The sequence below is a fragment of the uncultured Rikenella sp. genome, assembly GCF_910579375.1.
GTDB lineage: Bacteria > Bacteroidota > Bacteroidia > Bacteroidales > Rikenellaceae > Rikenella.
The window spans coordinates 17,646-34,751 of sequence record NZ_CAJTUJ010000010.1 but is presented as its reverse complement, the minus strand read 5'-3'; the positions used below and the strand labels follow the sequence as shown (position 1 = coordinate 34,751).

The window sequence follows — 17,106 nt, the reverse complement described above, 5'->3', positions numbered from 1 at the left end:
TCTAGATTCGGCTCATCGCCGAAATAGTTGAATCGCTTCTTTAGGCGGGGCGCACGTTTTAGTTTGAGAGTACTGCGCTCGGGCCGCGCAGGCCCCACGTCCCGTGGACGGGAAATGCTTACGCATTTCCACTGGCCGCCTCTACCTCCGTTCTCTGTCCGCGCGCTGAAGGAAATCTTATTCAAACGCGCACCACGCGTTTGAATGATTTCCTACTCCAGCGGTCGCGCGCGGTCGAGTTTTGCCCTGCCTCGAACTGTTCTCTTTGTGAACAAAGAGAACCAGAAAAACTTTAGACGGATGCTGACGCATCCTCAAACTGCCGGCGGCCCAAATCTTTGTCCGCGCGCGGGCCCCACGTCCCGTGGACGGGAAATGCTGACGCATTTCAACTACCAGCCTCTACCCCAAAACGCACGACAGCCTCGACCGAGCCCAACCGACCTACTTGTCCTTGTAACGTTCGATCTGGCGTTTGATCGCGTCCACGCAAAGGTCGATCGACTCCTCGAACGACTTGCTGCGCCGCTCGGCCACCAATTCATGACCCGGGATCGCCAACTTCACCATCGCCACTTTATTCCCCGCCGCGTCGTCCTTGTCCAGCTTGAGCGTCACTTCGGCGCCCGTACTGTTATCGATCTTGCGATCCAGCTTACCTACCTTATGTTGCACGAAATCGATCAGTTTCTGATCGGCATCGAATTTCACGGATTGAATCTGAATGTTCATACTTTATCCTCCTTCGTTTTCTGAATATTTGACATCGCCCTCGGATGGGCCTGATTATAGGTCTTCTTCAAAGACTCGATGGTGTTGTGGGTATAAATCTGCGTCGCCGCCAGCGAAGCATGTCCCAAGAGCTGCTGCACCACCCGCACCGAAGCGCCGTGCTGCATCAGATGCGTGGCGAAAGTGTGCCTCAACACGTGCGGCGACCGCTTCCCCTGCACCCCCGCCGCCGCGAAGTAGCTCCTCACGATGCCATACACCCCCTGCGCCGAAAGGCCCCGTCCTTTGTTGGTTAAAAATAGACAATTTTCCGCCGACTCGCAAATTTTTTCTTTCGCCCGGAGCAACAAATAGTGTTCCAAACGTGTCGCCACCTCCGGCAAAATCGGAACGATCCGCTCCTTGACCCCCTTTCCCATCACCCGCACCGTCCCGGCCCGCAGGTCGATACTCCCCAACGTCAGCGAAGCCAGCTCGGAACGCCGCAAACCGCAACCGTAAAGCAACAGAATCACTGCCGCGTCGCGCTCGATCGGAAACTCTTCCGAGGGTTCCTCCAGCACCCGCACCAATTGCGTCATCCGGCTCTGTTCCACAAAGACCGGCAGCCGCCGTCCCCCGCGCAACGCCTTGATCTCGCGCACCGGATTGGAGACCACGATCCCCTCCCGCATCAGATAGCGGAAGAAAGAGCGCAAGGTCGATATTTTCCGATTGACGCTTCCGACGGCCGTTCCCGCCTCGACCTCGCGCATCACCCACCCCCGCACATCGGCCAAAGTCACCGCGGCCGGATCGAATCCGGCCGCAGAGGAAGAATCGGCCGCCGCTTTCAGGTAGGCCTCGAACCCGCGCAGGTCGCGGGTGTAGATATCGACCGTCGCCGGCGAACAACGCCGTTCGGCGGCCATGTAACGTCCGAAGCGTTCGATAGCGTCCGACATCGCCCCCTCTCCTCTCCCCGATGGTTACTCCTTCGAGCGTCCGCCTCGCGAACGCGATTTGCCGCCTCCCCGCCGTTTCCGTGACGAGCCGCTGCGCGACGAACCGCCCCCCTGTGCCGCCCGCCTAGCCTCGCGCGCCGAAGCGCCCAGACCGTCGCCCGAGGCGACCGGTTCCGGCAGCCGATCCAGTTTCCGGGTGTGGAAGTCGATCGTCCCGACCATCTCGAAGTCGAGCTGCTTGCGGCTCAAGTCCGCCCGCTTGACCCGAATCCGCACCTCGTCGCCCAACGTAAACCGCCGCCCCGTGGTATGTCCCACCACGGCATAGTTCTCGGCATCGAACGCGTAGTAGTCGTCCGACATATCCCGCAAGGCGACCATCCCCTCTATCTTGTTTTCCGCGAGTTCCACATAGATCCCCCAATCGGTAACGCCCGAGATCGAGCCGTCGAACTCGCGCCCCACCTTGTCCTCCATGAACTCGACCATCTTGTATTTGATGGACGCCCGTTCGGCCTCGGCCGCCCGAATCTCCATAGCCGACGAGTGGTCGCACAGCTTTTCGTACGTCTCCTTGTCCTCCGACTTGCCGCCGTCCAGATAGTGCTGCAACAGGCGGTGTACCATCATATCCGGATAGCGCCGGATGGGCGAGGTGAAGTGGGTGTAGTAGTCGAACGCCAAACCATAGTGTCCGATATTAGTGGTCGAGTAGACCGCCTTGGCCATCGACCGGATAGCGAGAGTCGATACTAAATTCGCCTCCTTCTTCCCCTTGATGTCGGCCAGCAACCGGGTCATCTCCTTGGCCACCGCCTTCCCTTTCTCAGCCTTGAAATTGTAGCCGAAGCGGGTGATGAAAGATTTGAAGTTGGCCAGCTTCTCTTCGTTCGGTTTGTCGTGGATGCGGTAGACGAACGTCCGTTCCGTCCGCTGCCCCGGCCGCTTGCGCCCGATGAACTCCGCCACCTTGCGGTTGGCCAGCAGCATGAACTCCTCGATCAGCTGGTTCGAGTCCTTGATCTCTTTAAAGTATACGCTGAGCGGTTTCCCGTGTTCGTCCAGCACGAACTTCGCCTCGTCGCGTTCGAACCCGATCGAGCCGTTCCGGAACCGTTCCGCCCGCAGTTTCTTGGCCAGCCGGTCGAGCGTCAGGATCTGTTCGCGCAACGGCTCGTTCTGCGCCTCCGGCCGCCCCTCGATCACCGCCTGCGCCTCTTCGTAGGCGAACCGCCGGTCGGAGAGGATCACGGCGCGCCCGAACCACTCGTTCAGCACCTTAGCCTCGTCGTCCAGTTCGAAGATGGCCGAGAAGGTGAGTTTCTCCTCGTTCGGACGGAGCGAGCAGAGGTCGTTGGACAAAGCCTCGGGGAGCATCGGCACGGTGCGATCCACCAGGTAGACGCTCGTCGCCCGCTCCACCGCCTCGGTATCGATGGCATCGCCCGGCCGCACATAGTGCGTCACGTCCGCAATATGCACCCCGACCTCCCAATTTCCGTTTTCGAGCCGCCGGATCGAGAGTGCGTCGTCGAAGTCCTTGGCGTCGGCCGGGTCGATCGTGAAGGTCGCCACCCCGCGCATATCTTTGCGCCGCTTGATTTCGGCCTTCGTAATCCCCGCCTTAATCTTGTCGGCGGCCTGCTCCAGCTCCTCCGGGAAGTGATACGGCAGGTCGTACTCCGCCAGAATGGCGTGCATCTCGGTGTTGTTGTCCCCGGAATTTCCCAGCACGTCGACCACCTCGCCGGTCGGATTTTTCGAGGTCTCGGGCCATTCGACGATCTGCACAATCACCTTCTGCCCGTTCTCCGCCCCATTGATCGATCGGAGCGGCACGAAAATGTCGGCGGGCATCGTCCGCGAGTCGATAATCACGAAAGCGTACTTCTCCGAAATCTCGATCCGCCCGACGAACGTGCGTTTGCCCTGTTCCAGCGTCTCGACCACCTCGCCCTCGATCCGTCCGTCGCGCCGACGACCGATAATGGCCACCCGCACCCGATCGCCGTGCAGCGCATGGTGGGTGTTGCGCGGCTCGACGATGATATCTTTCTCGCCCTCGGCGGCATCGTCCACGATGATATAGGCCATCCCGCTGGCGGTCATATCCACGCGCCCGGTCTTCGTGGGCAGCTGCTTCCGCACCAGTCGGTACTGCCCCGCCCCTACCTTTTCGAACACCCCTTCGGCCGCCATCTCGCGCATCAGGTCGTGCACCATCTTCCGCCCGTCGTTGCCCTGTATGCCGATCTGCTTGGCCGCCATTTTCGAGTCGTAAATCCGCGACGGATGGTCGGAAAAAGCCTCGAACAACATCCGTTTGATCTCCCGTACCGCCACCTCCGGCACGTTCGGGCGCTCCTCGCCCGTCGCCTGCCGCACCGCCTGAGCTCCGCCCTTACCGCCGCGAAGCCCCAATTTCTTTTTCAGTTTCTTTAACATCTATTCTTACGTAAATTATGCGGCTCAAAGATAGTGATTTATTCACGGGGCCGGGATAGCGCGGCGCGAAATTCCCGAAAAAAGAGCCCTTTTCGGCCCGATACGAAAGAGATGTGAGTCCGAATCAAAAATTAAATCCTTGTTTTCTGCCGACTTTCTGACAGAATCACTATTTTTGCGACAGATTTTTCACACATCAAATACCATTCACTATGGAAAACATCAACGAAAACAACACCGTTGCTACGAGCAACACCCACCCGAACGGCGCCATCGAGTGCTACAAGCTGTTCTGGACCAACTACGCCAACTTCGCAGGCCGGGCACGCCGGAGCGAATTCTGGTGGCCGACGCTTTTCAACTGCATTCTGGCTGCCATCCTGAGGTACATTCCGGTCGTAGGCCCGTTGTTTGCACTCGCCGTGCTGGTTCCGAATCTGGCAGTGGCTTCGCGTCGTCTGCACGACACCGGCCGGGCTTTCGGCTGGTTCTTCATCTGCCTCATTCCGGTGGTAGGTACGATCCTCTACATCATCTGGCAGGCTCAGGACAGCCAGCCGGGCGAAAACCGGTTCGGCGCCAATCCGAAAAACGCCTAACGACCGTCCGAAACCCGGAGAGAGCGACATGCTCTCCCGCGGGGTTCCCCCTCTTTTCTGCGCCTCCGCATCCGGATTCCGCCGGGTGCGGAGGCGCGATTTTTCGGTCTCGTTTATAATCCGTATTTTTGTCTGTTTCCGACGACGACATGTCGCCGCGCATCACATTCCAAAAGAGTAATATCTCAACCCGATGAAACTTTGCAGGCGAGCGTCGGAGCTCGCAGAATACACCGGAACCGTCGGTTTCGTACCGACGATGGGCGCCTTGCACGAAGGTCACCTCTCGTTGGTCAAGGCCTGTCGCGAAGCGTGCGACACCACCGTAGTCAGCATCTTCGTCAACCCCACTCAATTCAACGACCCGAAAGACCTCGAAAGCTATCCGCGCACCGAAGCAGCCGACCTGGAGCTGCTCGAAGAGGCCGGCGTCGATTTCGTTTTCGCCCCTTCGGTAGCCGAAATCTATCCGGAACCGGACACGCGGGTGTTCGACTTCGGCGGGCTGGATCGGGTGATGGAGGGCGAACACCGGCCGGGACACTTCAACGGGGTGGGACAGGTAGTTTCGCGGCTCTTCGAGATCGTCCGACCGCACCGGGCGTTTTTCGGCGAAAAGGATTTCCAGCAATTGGCGATCATTCGCCACATGGTGGCGCAGCTGGGGCTGCCGATCGAGATTACGGGCTGTCCGATCGTGCGGGACAGGGACGGATTGGCGCGGAGCTCGCGCAATGCGCTGCTCCTGCCGGAACACCGGGCGGCGGCGCCGCACATCTACGAGGTGCTCTCGGACGCGGCGCGGAGCCTACGGGAGGCTGTGCCGGTGGCGGAGGCCAAGCGGCTGATTGCGGAGCGGATCGACGCGAATCCTTTGCTGAAGACGGAATATGTCGAGATCGCGACGGCGGATACCTTGCAGCCGGCGACGGAGTGGGGAGATTCGTCGGGCGACCTGCGCTGCTTCGTCGCGGTGCAGGCGGGGGCGGTGCGGCTGATCGACAACGTCGCGATTTAACCTACGGACAATCAAAGAAAACGATTATGATAGCGCAGATAGAAGCATTGCAGGCCGAAGTGGAGGCTTTCGCGCCGAAAACGCCGGCTGAGGTAGAGGCCTTCCGCATCCGTTTGTTGGGCAAGAAGGGGAGCATTACGGCCTTGTTCGACGCGTTCAAAAGCGCGCCGGTCGAAGAGAAGCGGACGCTCGGGCAGGCGTTGAACCGGCTGAAGACGACGGCCGCGCAACGGATCGAAGAGCTCCGAACGGCTCTGGAAGAGGCCGCGCTGGCGGCAGGGGCGGGAGATGGAGCGGAGATGGACATGACGCGACCGGCGACGGCGGAACGGGTCGGAACGCGCCATCCGATTTCGCTGGTACGGAACCGGATCCTCGACATTTTCGGCTGCATCGGCTTCGTACCGGCCGACGGGCCGGAGATCGAGGACGACTGGCATGTCTTCACGGCCCTGAACTTCCCGCCGGAGCATCCGGCGAGGGATATGCAGGACACCTTCTTCGTTGAAAAAGATCCGGACATCCTGCTGCGGACGCACACCTCGTCGATCCAGGTGCGGGTGATGCAGAACCAGCGGCCGCCGATCCGGGTGATCTGTCCGGGACGGGTCTTCCGCAACGAGGCGATCTCGTATCGGGCACACTGCATCTTCCACCAGGTCGAAGGGCTCTATATCGACCGCAACGTCTCGTTCGCCGACTTGAAACAGACGATTCTCCACTTCGCCAAGGAGATGTTCGGCGAAAAGTCGGAGATCAGAATGAGGCCCTCCTACTTCCCCTTCACCGAGCCGTCGACCGAGGTGGACGTGTCGTGCAATCTGTGCGGAGGCAAGGGCTGCGCGGTGTGCAAACACACCGGGTGGCTCGAAATCATGGGAGCCGGGATGGTCGACCCGAACGTCCTGGAGGCGTGCGGGATCGACAGCCGGGAGTACTCGGGCTTCGCGTTCGGGATGGGGGTCGAACGGATCGCCATGCTCAAATACGGCGTCAAAGACCTGCGGCTCTACTTCGAAAACGACCTCCGGTTCCTGCGGCAATTCACGCCGGTGTTCTAATCCGATACGCCATGAGCCAGAACGACTGGAAAGCGCGCCTGGGCACGGTCTACTCCACCAATCCCGACTTCGAATACACCACCGACGCCGCTCCGGAGCAGGAGACGCTCGCGCCGGGCAGGCAGCGGCTGCGCGTAGCCCTCGACCGCCGGAACCGGGGCGGAAAACAGGTGACCGTCGTGGCCGATTTCGTCGGCACGGAGGAGGACCTGAAAGAGCTGTGCCGGTTCCTGAAACAGAAGTGCGGCGTCGGCGGGTCGGCCAAGGAGGGAGAGATCATCATACAAGGCGACTTTCGCGACAAAATCGTCGGCATACTGACCGAGGCGGGATACAAGGCCCGTAAAATCTGACCCTTTCCTCTTTTTCTTATTCTTATGTTCCGTCCGCTCTTCGGCCGCTTTCTGCTGCTGCTCACCCTGCTGCCGCTGGGTGCACAGGCGCAATTCTACTACAACGGACGCGGCCCGGCCGGTCTCCGGTGGCGACAGATCAAAAGTCCGACCTATAAACTCGTCTACCCCGACTATTATGCGCCGACGGCGACGGCACTGGCCGGTTTCATGGACTCCATCGCGCCGACCATCACCCACGGTTTCACACGCGCGCCGCAGCGAATCCCCATCGTTTTACACACCGAAAACCTCTACTCGAACGGCGAAGTCGTCTGGGCCCCGAAACGGATGGAGCTCATGACCACGGCTCCGGCGGGCGGGGACATTTATGCCGATCCGTGGCTCAAGCAGCTGGCCGTGCACGAGAGCCGGCACGTGGTACAGCTCTCCTCGCTGCGGAGCGGACTGACCCGCATCGCTTCGTGGCTCTTCGGCGAGGCGGGGACGTGCGTGGGGATGCTGGTGACCCCCACCTGGTACCTCGAAGGAGACGCGACGCTGGCCGAGACGCAATACTCGGAGTTCGGGAGGGCTTATCAGCCGTCGTTTACGGTCGGCATGCGGGCTTTGTTCGCGGCCGACAGCGCGAACGTCCGGCTCCGGAGCGATGTGTGGAACGCCGGCTCCTACCGGCGGTATGTGCCGGGGGTATACGAATACGGTTACCAGTTGGTGGCGGCGGGCGAACGATACTACGGGCCGGAGGTGTGGAGCCGGGCGGTGGAATATGCGGGCAAGTGGCCCATTCTGATCGTGCCGATGCGCCTCTACCTGAAACGGCACTACGGCGCCCATCTGAGCGACATCAGCCGCCGGGCGCTGGGAGACCTGTACACCCACTGGAAACCTTACTCGGCGGTGTCGAACAGCTACCGGACACTGACCGCTCCGGCGCGACGGAAGAGCGGCTTCACGACCTATGCCGACCCGCTCTCCACGCCGTGGGGAGTGGTGGCCACCAAGACGGATTACGACACGCCGACGCGGTTCGTGATGTTCGACACGACCGCCACGAAGCGGCGGCATCGGGAACGGACTTTGCGGTGGATCGCTCCGCCGTCGAGCCGGCCGACGGTGGCGGGGAACACGTTGTGGTGGACGGAATTCAAGCCCCATCCGGTGTGGGAGTACAAGACCTATTCGGTGGTACGCAGCCTCGACCTGGCGACCGGCCGGCGACATACTTACGGACGGTGGCGGGCCAACTACTTCGTCACGCCGCTGACGGCCGACAACCGGCCGTTCATCGTCACCGTGTCGCCGGACAGCTTGGGGGGGAGCGATCTGGTATTGCACGCGGCGACGGATTTCCGGGAGATCGACCGGCTGCGGCTCGACCGGCTGACCACGGTGCACGGCGTGGCCTGGGACGACTCGACCCGGACGCTGGCCTTCATCGCCCTGGGCGAGCGGGGGATGCACCTGCGGCGGATATCGGTGTCGACCGGGCGATTCACGGCAATGGAAGAGGTGACGGAACCGTCGATGACGACGATCAGCGGGCTGACGGCGGACGGTGCCGGACGGCTCTATTTCAGCTCCATCGAGTCGGGAAAAGACGAAATCCATACGATCGACCTGACCGAGGCGGGCTATCCGGAACGGCGGATGACGACTTCGCGGTTCGGAGCTTACGGGCCGGCGGGGGACGCTTCGCGCGGCGAGGTACTATTTACCACCTACACCGCAGCGGGTTACCAGATCGCCAAAACCGGCATCGCTGCCGTGCAGGATACGGTCGTTCGACGGCGGCTGCCGAAGAATCTGCTGAACATTCCGGCACCGGCATGGGAGGTGCCGACGATGAGCGCCTTGCCGATGGACGACTCTGTGACGACGCATAAGGTGCGGAAATACAACAAGGCGCTGCGGTGGTTCAACGTCCACAGCTGGGCTCCGGTGACGGCGGATATGGACGACCTGCTCAATGCAGACGAGCGGGGTCTGGCGATCGGCTTCGGAGCGAGTCTCTTTTTCCAGAGCGTGATGGGCGACAGCTATGGGACGGCGACCTACGGGCGGATGCAGGGAAACGACCGGCTGCATGCGTCGTGGACTTATGCGGGGCTGCCGATGCAGATCACGGCCGAGGTGGAATACGGGGGTGGGAAACAGGGCGTTTATGCCTCGGCGGAGGATCGGGCAGTCGGCATCTACGTGCCGGGCGGGCTGAAAAACTACCTCCACCTGCGCGGGACGATCGCCGTGCCGCTGCGTTTTTCGGGCGGAAGCCACCTGCGGCTGTTTCAGCCGTCGTTCTCGGTCACGCACTACAACTCGCTGCTGTATCGAAGCACCGACGCGGGTTTCACGCTGACCAAAGGGTTCCAGAAATACCAGGCTTCGTTGTCGTGGAGCGACAACCGACGAGCTTCGACACGGTGCATCGTGCCGCGGTTGGGCTATGCGGTGCGGGCGGATGTCACGGGGGCGTTCAACGACCGATTCGGACGGTTGTACAGCCTCTATCTGCGAGGTTATTTGCCGGGTTTGCTGCGGAATCACAGCTTTACGATACGAGCTGGAGCGGCTTATCAGACGGAGGCGGAGTTAGGCTTCGCACAAAAACCGCTCTTTCCGCGCGGCGCTTACAACGGATGGGCGGCTAAGTATTACGGGGCGGCTTCGGTGGACTACACCTTTCCGGTCTGCTATCCGGACGGGGGGATCAACGGATTGATCTACTTCAAACGCATCTGGATGAATCTGTTCGGCGATGCGAGCCGGGGTCTCTATTTCGCCGACGGAGGCAGGACACAGGGACGAAACATCTGGTCGTACGGCGGCGATATCGCATTCGAGGTGAATGTAGCGGGTTCGACGACACCGGCGACGGTCAAATTCACGCTGGCTTCGCCGTCGAATGCCGATTTCTATTTCGGAGCGGGGCTTTCGTTGAGCTTCTAACCCCTGTATCAAACACAACACACGCCCTGCAACGAAAAATCGTTACAAGGCGTGCATTTACCTCAACTCCGACTGTTTACTCGGTCAAAACCGTCACTTCGGCAAACGCCGCCTGCGGCGCCTCGTCCGCCGTCGCCTCCACAACGAAACGAATCCGGCGACCCGAAATCGGCTCCGAGAAAACGACAGTCTGTTCCACCGGATTCGCCTTGATATTGGAAAACTCACCGGCTGCGGCCTTCCGTCCATCCACATAAATCCGGTACTTCGAGACAGGACCGCTTCCCCAACGGCTCATATCGGGCGTATAGGTCAAGCCGGTCAGCATACGGGGGCGATCCAGATCGAAAATCAACTCCCGGCCCTCCTCCAGCGACAAATACCAGACTGTCGTTGGATTCCCGTCGAAGATCACTTCAGTCCGCGGTTTAGCCGGTTTAACAACCCGAAACGCAGCCGTCGGAATATCGAATTTCCGTGTGGCAACCGGGCTGATCGTGCCCAACACCGGATCGATCACTATGGCTCGCACCTCTCCCGGAGCAGCCCATTCGAACGGTTCGCGATACACGGGCGACACAAGCGTTGGCGTCGTTCCGTCCGTCGTATACCGAATCTCGGCACCGGGAACCGCCCCAATCGACACCACACCTTGTCCCGTCCGCCGGATCGTCGGTTCGACCATCAACACCGGTGCATGATAGGCCTCTATATTATTGATACAAAGCGGCCCCCGCGATTGGAGAAAATTCACCCGCACCCCTTTCGTCGCCACGCTCGCAAACCGGATGATCCGTTTGTAACCGATCGTGCTCATCGTATCCGGCGTCTCGACCGGTCGCCAGTTATCGAGACTGTCGAGATACTCGATACCGAACCGCGACACACGCTGCCCGAGCGGGATATACTCCTGCAAGAGAAGACGATTGAGATTCGTAAGCGTGTCGAATCGGAATGTGACGCTGGCCGTCGTCACCGAATCGGATGTAGCCCAATAGCTCTCCCATCGACCGTCCGTCATCCGCTCGGCACCGAATTTCCGACCGCGTATATCGCTCGCCGCAGGTACGATACCCTCCAATAAATCGGTTCGGAACTGCTCGTCCAATGCCTGTCGCCATTCCATAATACGAGCCGAATCCAAGGAATGGATCCGACCGTCCAACGCCACCGGAAAATTCATCAACAGAGTCGCGTTTCGGCCCACGGAACGATAATAGATATCTACCAGATGCGATAGCGTCCGCACCTGATGGTCTTCCCGCGGATGATAGAACCATCCGGGGCGGATCGATACGTCGCACTCGGCCGGCAACCACTGCGTACCGTCGGGCGATCCGTAATGCGGGTTATCACCTACTTTATATGGAGCCCAGTCGGTCTCGCCGGCCCATCCCTCTTCGTTGCCGACCCAACGGATCGTGGGTTCCGTACCGCCGAAAATCATGGCGTCCGGAAATTTGGAGTGGATGGACTCGACCGCCTGTTCGTACCGGTAATAGGTCGTCGGATCGATCGACCGCTTCTCGCGGGCCCCCCCGTAGTAACCGTCGCCGCCGTTGGCCCCGTCGAACCAGTATTCGAACAGCTCGACGCTGTCACAGTATTCGTTCAACAATTCGCGCACTTGATTGTGGAAATATTCGACATACTCCGGCCCGCCATATTCGGCATGATTGCGATCCCAAGGCGAGAGATAAAGCCCGAATTTAAGCCCGTACTTGCGGCAGGCATCGACCAGGTCGCGCACCATATCTCCTTTCCCTTCCCGCCACGGCGAGTTCTTGACACTATACTCCGTATACTTGCTCGGCCAGAGATTAAAACCGTCGTGATGTTTGGCTGTCAGGATGATACCCTTGAAACCCGCCGCCTGAATAATACGTACCCATTGCTCGGCATCGAGATCGGTGGGGTCGAAAGTCTCAGCCGGCGTATCCCCGTAGCCCCATTCAAGGTCGTTGAAGGTATTGAGACCAAAATGGACAAAAGCATAGGTCTCCATCTTTTGCCAGGCGACCTGGGCCGGAGTCGGCACCGGATAAATCGGTTCCGGTGCCCGGACGGTATCCCGACAAGAGACGAACGCACAGGCCATCAGGCCAAAAAAGAGTTTTGTTACGATCTTCATAATTGAAACGGATTAGTCATTGGAAGTACCGGCATCGACGATCGAAGCCACCGTCGCATCGCCCGTGACATTCACCACCGTCCGCAGCATATCCAACGGCCGGTCGAGCCCCAGAATCAGAGCCAGCCCCTCCGGCGGAATCCCCACCGACGACAACACCATCAACAGCACCACGATACTCCCGCCCGGCACCCCCGGCGTCCCGATCGACGAGAGCGTCGTCGTCGCCACAATCGTCAGCAACTGCACCCCCGTCAGGTCGATCCCCAACACCTGAGCGATAAACACCGCCGCCACCGCCTGATACAGGCTCGTACCGTCCATGTTGATCGTCATCCCCATCGGCAAGACAAAAGAGGTGACACGCTGCGAAACCCCCAACTTTCGTTCGACGACCTCCATATTGAGCGGCAGCGTCGCCGCGCTCGAACTGGTGGTGAAAGCCAACAGCTGCACCGGCGACATCGTCCGGAGGAATTTCCGCACGGGAATCTTCGAGAAAAAGTGAACCAGCAACGGATAAAACAGAAAAATCATCAACAAAAGTCCCAACACCACCGTCACCACATAGAGCCCCAACGCCCCGAGCAGCTCCAAATTCCCCGCCGTGTCGGCGACCATCCCAGCCATCAAAGCCGCCACACCGATCGGCGCATACCGCATAATCAGGTCGATCAGTCGCAGAAGAATCGCATCCAACGCGTCGATCAGCTTCATGAACGGTTCCGTCCGCTCCCGTCCCGCCGATAGAACCGCCACCCCGACCAGCACCGCGATCACGATAATCTGCAACATCCGGCCGTTATCGCCCATCGCTCCGATCCAGTTGTCCGGAAAGATATCGACCAGAAACTGCAACGGCGGTACCTCAGCCATCCCCTCGGCCTGGACGCTGCGCTCCGTGACAGCCGCCCGATAGTCCGCCTCCATAGCCGCCGCGCTCTCGGCGCCTACGACCTTCCCCGGGGCAATCGCCTCGACGAGCACCAGCCCGACAGCAATGGCCAACACGGTGGTACAGATATAGATACCGATCGTCCGCAAACCGATTTTAGAAAGCGAGGCAATGTCGCCGAGGCTCCCCACCCCCTTAATCAGCGAGACCATCACGAGCGGAATGGCGATAAATTTCAGCAGGCGCATGAAAATTTCGCCAAAAGGTTTCACCCAGTCGGTCACCAGACCGGAGAAACCGCACGGAACGGCCAGCAGACCGATCGCGATCCCGACTATCATTCCGAGCAGGATTCGGGCATACAAAGGAATGGCACTGAATTTCATTCGATGAGGCGTATATCTGTAAAAAAGGCCTTACGCGGTCGATGCTGCGTAAGGCCGACATATATGCGATACAATCCGTAAAAAGGCTAAGCCTCTTACTTAATAGAGCCGGGACAAATTCACACCGATTAATAGAACCGGTAGCGCGTATCCTGAATGTCGCACAAGTCGAGGAACGCTTCGTAAGCGGCCATAAACGCACTCTGCTGCGCTTCCGCCGCCAGACGAGCCTTTTCCACCGCCACATCCATCGGAGCCGCTTTCCGCTGATCGGTGATCTGAGCCGCATAGACTCCGATCCGACCGACGATAGGTTTCGAAACCACCCCCGTCTTGCCTATCCCCGACACCCCGCCGGTAAATGCCGGATCGAAACCGACCTCCGGAGCCATGAATCCGCCGAAATTGATATCGTCGTTGTGCAGCGTATCCACCCCCAAGGTCGAAGCCAAGGCCGCCACCGAAGCCGCCCCCTTCATTTTCGCCGCCAGCATTTCACCCTTTTTCTCCCGCACGACCAAAGTTTTCAAGTCCTCTTTCACCTGTTCGAACGGTGCGATTCCCTTTTCCCGCACCCCGGTAATGGTCGCCACCACGAAATAGTTACCGAACTCTTTGACGTCCGACAGCTCGCCCTGTTCGCCATTGAAAGCCCACCGGGCCAGCTCGCGCGACTGCTGGATCCCGCCGACCGTCCGGTCGTTCGAACTGATAGTCGCCACCCGCTTAGCCAGCGCCGCGTCGTTCACCGCCTTCTCGAATCCGCCCGCAGCCGCTGCCGTAGCGAATTTATTGGCCTCGCCATAAACCTGATTCCGAGTCTGTTCGCTCGCCTCCACATTGTAATTCAGCACCCCGAGCTGCACCCGGCGCGCCATCCCTTTGCGATCCGTCATTTTCAGGATGCAGATCGCCTCCGGCGTCGCCACCGTCCGGATATCGCCGACATTCATCTCCTTCACGACATCCGCGAACTGCGGCGCCAACACCTGCGGATCCATCATCCCGAGGTCGCCGTCACCGTCGACCTGCTGCGCTTCGACCGAGTGGGCCCGCGCTGCAGCGGCAAAGTCCGCCCCGCGCTGCAAAGCGTTCAACAAACTGTCGGCAAAAGCCTTCGGTTCCGCCGGAATCACGATGCTGCTCAACCGCACGCTGTCCGGCATGGTCTGCACATCAGCCACCCGGGCCATCGTCCACTGGTCGCCGCTCAATACCGGCCCGTACACCTCATCGGCCCCCGCCCCGAAAGCGAACGCGCCCAATTCGCCGGTCAACTCCCCGGCCTTATAGTATCTGGCATCGAACGGATTGTGCGAGTTCATCGAGACGAACTGACGCACATTGCCGGTCGTCCGCAGCCCGTCCGCCATCTCGCGAACGTTCTTTTCCGCCGCCGCATAGTCTTCCTGCGAAGGAAGCGCTTCGAAGGTGACGTATTCGATCTCGCGCAAGTCCTGCTGCCGGAACATCCCGCGATGCGTGTCGTAGTATTTCCGCAGCGCAGCATCGTTCACCGTCACCGTGCTGTCCGGCACCGATTCGTACCGGCTCACGAGGTAGTCCACCCCGTACGTTTCCCCCTCCAAGGCCGCCATGCGTTCGGCTTCGAAGCCCGTTACGTAAGCCGCCTTGTCCACCAAGGTTTTGAATTTGAAGATCAGGCTCTGGTCGGCCACCTCGCCCTGCAAATAGTTCCAGAAAATCTGCAACCGGCCAGTCGGATCCTGTTCGACATTGGCCAGCAGCTGCCGCAGCATGGCCGGTTCGAACCGCCCGGTCTGCGGATCGCCGAACATCTGGACCAGAATCGGCGACGGGTTGGCACCGCTCATCAGATCGACCAGTTCTTCGTCCGAAACGGTCAGCCCCACCTCCGCCAGCGCCGGTTTCAAGGCCTTGTTCCGGATCATCAGATCCCACGCCTGCACGCGGATCATCTCGTTCTGCTCTTCGTTGGAGCCTTCGCGTCCGGTGGTAATCCGCTGTACTTCGGTGAGTTCGTCGATAGCGTGTCCGTACTCCTGCATCGAGATTTTTTCGCCGTCGATCGTCCCGACGTTCATCTTCGAGCTGTTCATCAGGGTGCTCCCCGAGGTGAACATGTCACCGAGCACGAAAGCCAGCAACGCGACGCCGATCACGATCGCGAGCAGCACGCCGCCTTTGTTTCTGAGGGTGTTGAGAGTTACCATGCTGTTATATTCTCTTTTTTATTTGCTTGTGGAACGACGCCGCGCCGCGCACGCCGATATAATGGGGCAAATGTACTGTTTTTTTTCGACATACGTAACAGTGTGCGTCGTATGCGGCAAAAGCGCCCTCGCCCTACCTGGCCTTTTCCGTCCGGACGAGCTGGACGAGTTCGATGCGGGCGTGCCCCGTTCGGAGTATCTTGATCTTCAGTCCGTCAGCGCGCAACGTATCCCCCGGTTTGGGCAGATCTTCGCTGCGGTCGAGGATATACCCCGCCAAGGTTTCGTAGCGATCCGACTCGGGAATCCTCAGGTCGTAAGTCTCGTTCAGGTGATCGATCTCCAGCCGTCCCGCCAACACGTATTCGCCGGGGGCGACCTCCTTTTCGACCAAATGATCGGCGTCGTGTTCGTCCTCGATTTCGCCGAAAATCTGCTCCAGCAAGTCCTCCAGGGTGACCATCCCGGCCGTGCCGCCGAACTCGTCGATCACGACGGCCAGCGACTTGTTCGACCGGGTAAAGGCTTCGAGCAGCTTCCGCTGCGACATGGTCTCGGGCACGTACAAGGTCTCCTGCAACACCTCCCGGATCGTCTTCGGCCCGTCGAACAGGCTCTTCAGGTTGGCATATCCGATGATGTTGTCGATCGTCCCGTCGTAGACCGGCAGGCGCGAGAATCCGGTGCCGACGAACATCCGGCGCAGGTCGTCGACCCCTTCGCCGACCTCGATGGCCTCCATCTCGGTGCGCGGCACCATGCACTCCCGCACGCGCTGTTCCGAGAAGTCGAGGGCGTTCTGGAAGAGCCTCACGCGCTGTTCACTGTCCTCCCGTTCCGCAGCGTCGCCCTCCTCGCCCACGGCCGCCTCCTCGACGAGGGTGGCCAAATCGACCTTGCCGAACTCCGTGATCTGCGGGGTCTCTTCCACGCGTCGCCCCAACAGTCGCAACAGGCCGGTAGAGAGCAGGGTGGCGAATTTCGAGATCGGATAGAAGAGGATGTAAAACACGTAGAGCGGCACGGCGAACGTCCGAAGGTAGAAGTTCGGATTGGCGCGCACCACCGCTTTGGGCAAGAATTCCGCGGTGAAGATGATAATAAGGGTCGAGATCAAAGTCTCGGCCGCGTAGTTGGATCGCCCGGCGATAGCCGTATAGAGGAGGCTCATGAAGATCGAATAGACGACCAGCGCGATATTGTTCCCGACCAGAATGGTGGAGATATACTGTCCCGGCGCCTTGAGAAAGAGGCTGGCGATCCGCCCGTAGGTCGGGTGCTGTTTGCGTTCGATTTCGAGCCTCAGTTTGTTCGAGGAGAGGAATGCGATCTCCATCCCGGAGAAAAAGGCCGAGAGCAGCAGGGCGATGAGTATGACGAGGAGGATTGTTCCCATGA

At 59.9% G+C, this 17,106-nt stretch carries 12 protein-coding genes; 5 read left to right on the top strand and 7 right to left on the bottom strand.

All coding sequences use genetic code 11. The features are described from left to right. Positions 1-444: 444 nt before the first annotated feature. The 3 genes from QZ302_RS02270 to rnr are packed head-to-tail and all read right to left on the bottom strand — an operon-like array spanning position 445 to position 4,121. Complete coding sequence (locus tag QZ302_RS02270) at positions 445-732, bottom strand: HPF/RaiA family ribosome-associated protein (RefSeq protein ID WP_294592002.1); 288 nt, start codon at positions 730-732, stop codon at positions 445-447. Next, positions 729-1,676: a tyrosine-type recombinase/integrase gene (locus QZ302_RS02265; protein ID WP_294592000.1), complete on the bottom strand. Its 948-nt coding sequence runs from the start codon at positions 1,674-1,676 to the stop codon at positions 729-731. The genes QZ302_RS02270 and QZ302_RS02265 overlap by 4 nt, the downstream gene beginning before the upstream one ends. Before the next feature lie 24 nt (positions 1,677-1,700). After that, positions 1,701-4,121 carry a ribonuclease R gene (gene rnr / locus QZ302_RS02260; RefSeq protein ID WP_294591997.1) on the bottom strand — a complete coding sequence of 807 codons (2,421 nt, stop codon included), beginning with the start codon at positions 4,119-4,121 and terminating at the stop codon, positions 1,701-1,703. 212 nt (positions 4,122-4,333) lie between these two features. Between rnr and QZ302_RS02255 the strand changes: the two genes are divergently transcribed. From QZ302_RS02255 to QZ302_RS02235, 5 genes are all read left to right on the top strand, one after another. Continuing rightward, positions 4,334-4,720, top strand: coding sequence for a DUF805 domain-containing protein (locus QZ302_RS02255; RefSeq protein ID WP_294591995.1), 387 nt, complete (start codon positions 4,334-4,336; stop codon positions 4,718-4,720). 193 nt (positions 4,721-4,913) lie between these two features. Further along, positions 4,914-5,738, top strand: a complete 825-nt coding sequence (panC, locus tag QZ302_RS02250) for a pantoate--beta-alanine ligase (protein WP_294591993.1) — start codon at positions 4,914-4,916, stop codon at positions 5,736-5,738. Positions 5,739-5,764: 26 nt separating this feature from the next. Continuing rightward, positions 5,765-6,799 (top strand): phenylalanine--tRNA ligase subunit alpha, encoded by a 1,035-nt coding sequence (gene pheS / locus QZ302_RS02245; protein WP_294591991.1) that lies wholly within the window; start codon positions 5,765-5,767, stop codon positions 6,797-6,799. An 11-nt stretch (positions 6,800-6,810) separates the two neighbouring features. Next, the gene (locus QZ302_RS02240) at positions 6,811-7,152 is read left to right on the top strand and encodes a translation initiation factor (protein ID WP_294591989.1); all 342 of its coding nucleotides are present in this window, start codon (positions 6,811-6,813) and stop codon (positions 7,150-7,152) included. Positions 7,153-7,176: 24 nt separating this feature from the next. Further along, entirely contained in the window at positions 7,177-10,101 is a 2,925-nt protein-coding gene (locus QZ302_RS02235) for a hypothetical protein (protein ID WP_294591987.1), read from the top strand. 76 nt (positions 10,102-10,177) lie between these two features. Here QZ302_RS02235 and QZ302_RS02230 read toward each other — a convergent pair whose 3' ends face one another. From QZ302_RS02230 to QZ302_RS02215, 4 genes are all read right to left on the bottom strand, one after another. Then, on the bottom strand, positions 10,178-12,232 hold the full coding sequence (locus QZ302_RS02230; protein WP_294591985.1) for an alpha-L-fucosidase: 2,055 nt from the start codon (positions 12,230-12,232) through the stop codon (positions 10,178-10,180). Positions 12,233-12,244: 12 nt separating this feature from the next. Further along, a complete protein-coding gene (locus tag QZ302_RS02225; protein WP_294591983.1) occupies positions 12,245-13,513 on the bottom strand; it encodes a dicarboxylate/amino acid:cation symporter in 1,269 nt (422 codons plus the stop codon). 128 nt (positions 13,514-13,641) lie between these two features. Beyond that, positions 13,642-15,708, bottom strand: coding sequence for a SurA N-terminal domain-containing protein (locus tag QZ302_RS02220; RefSeq protein ID WP_294591980.1), 2,067 nt, complete (start codon positions 15,706-15,708; stop codon positions 13,642-13,644). Between the two features lie 133 nt (positions 15,709-15,841). Then, entirely contained in the window at positions 15,842-17,104 is a 1,263-nt protein-coding gene (locus QZ302_RS02215) for a hemolysin family protein (RefSeq protein WP_294591978.1), read from the bottom strand. Between the last annotated feature and the right edge of the window lie 2 nt (positions 17,105-17,106).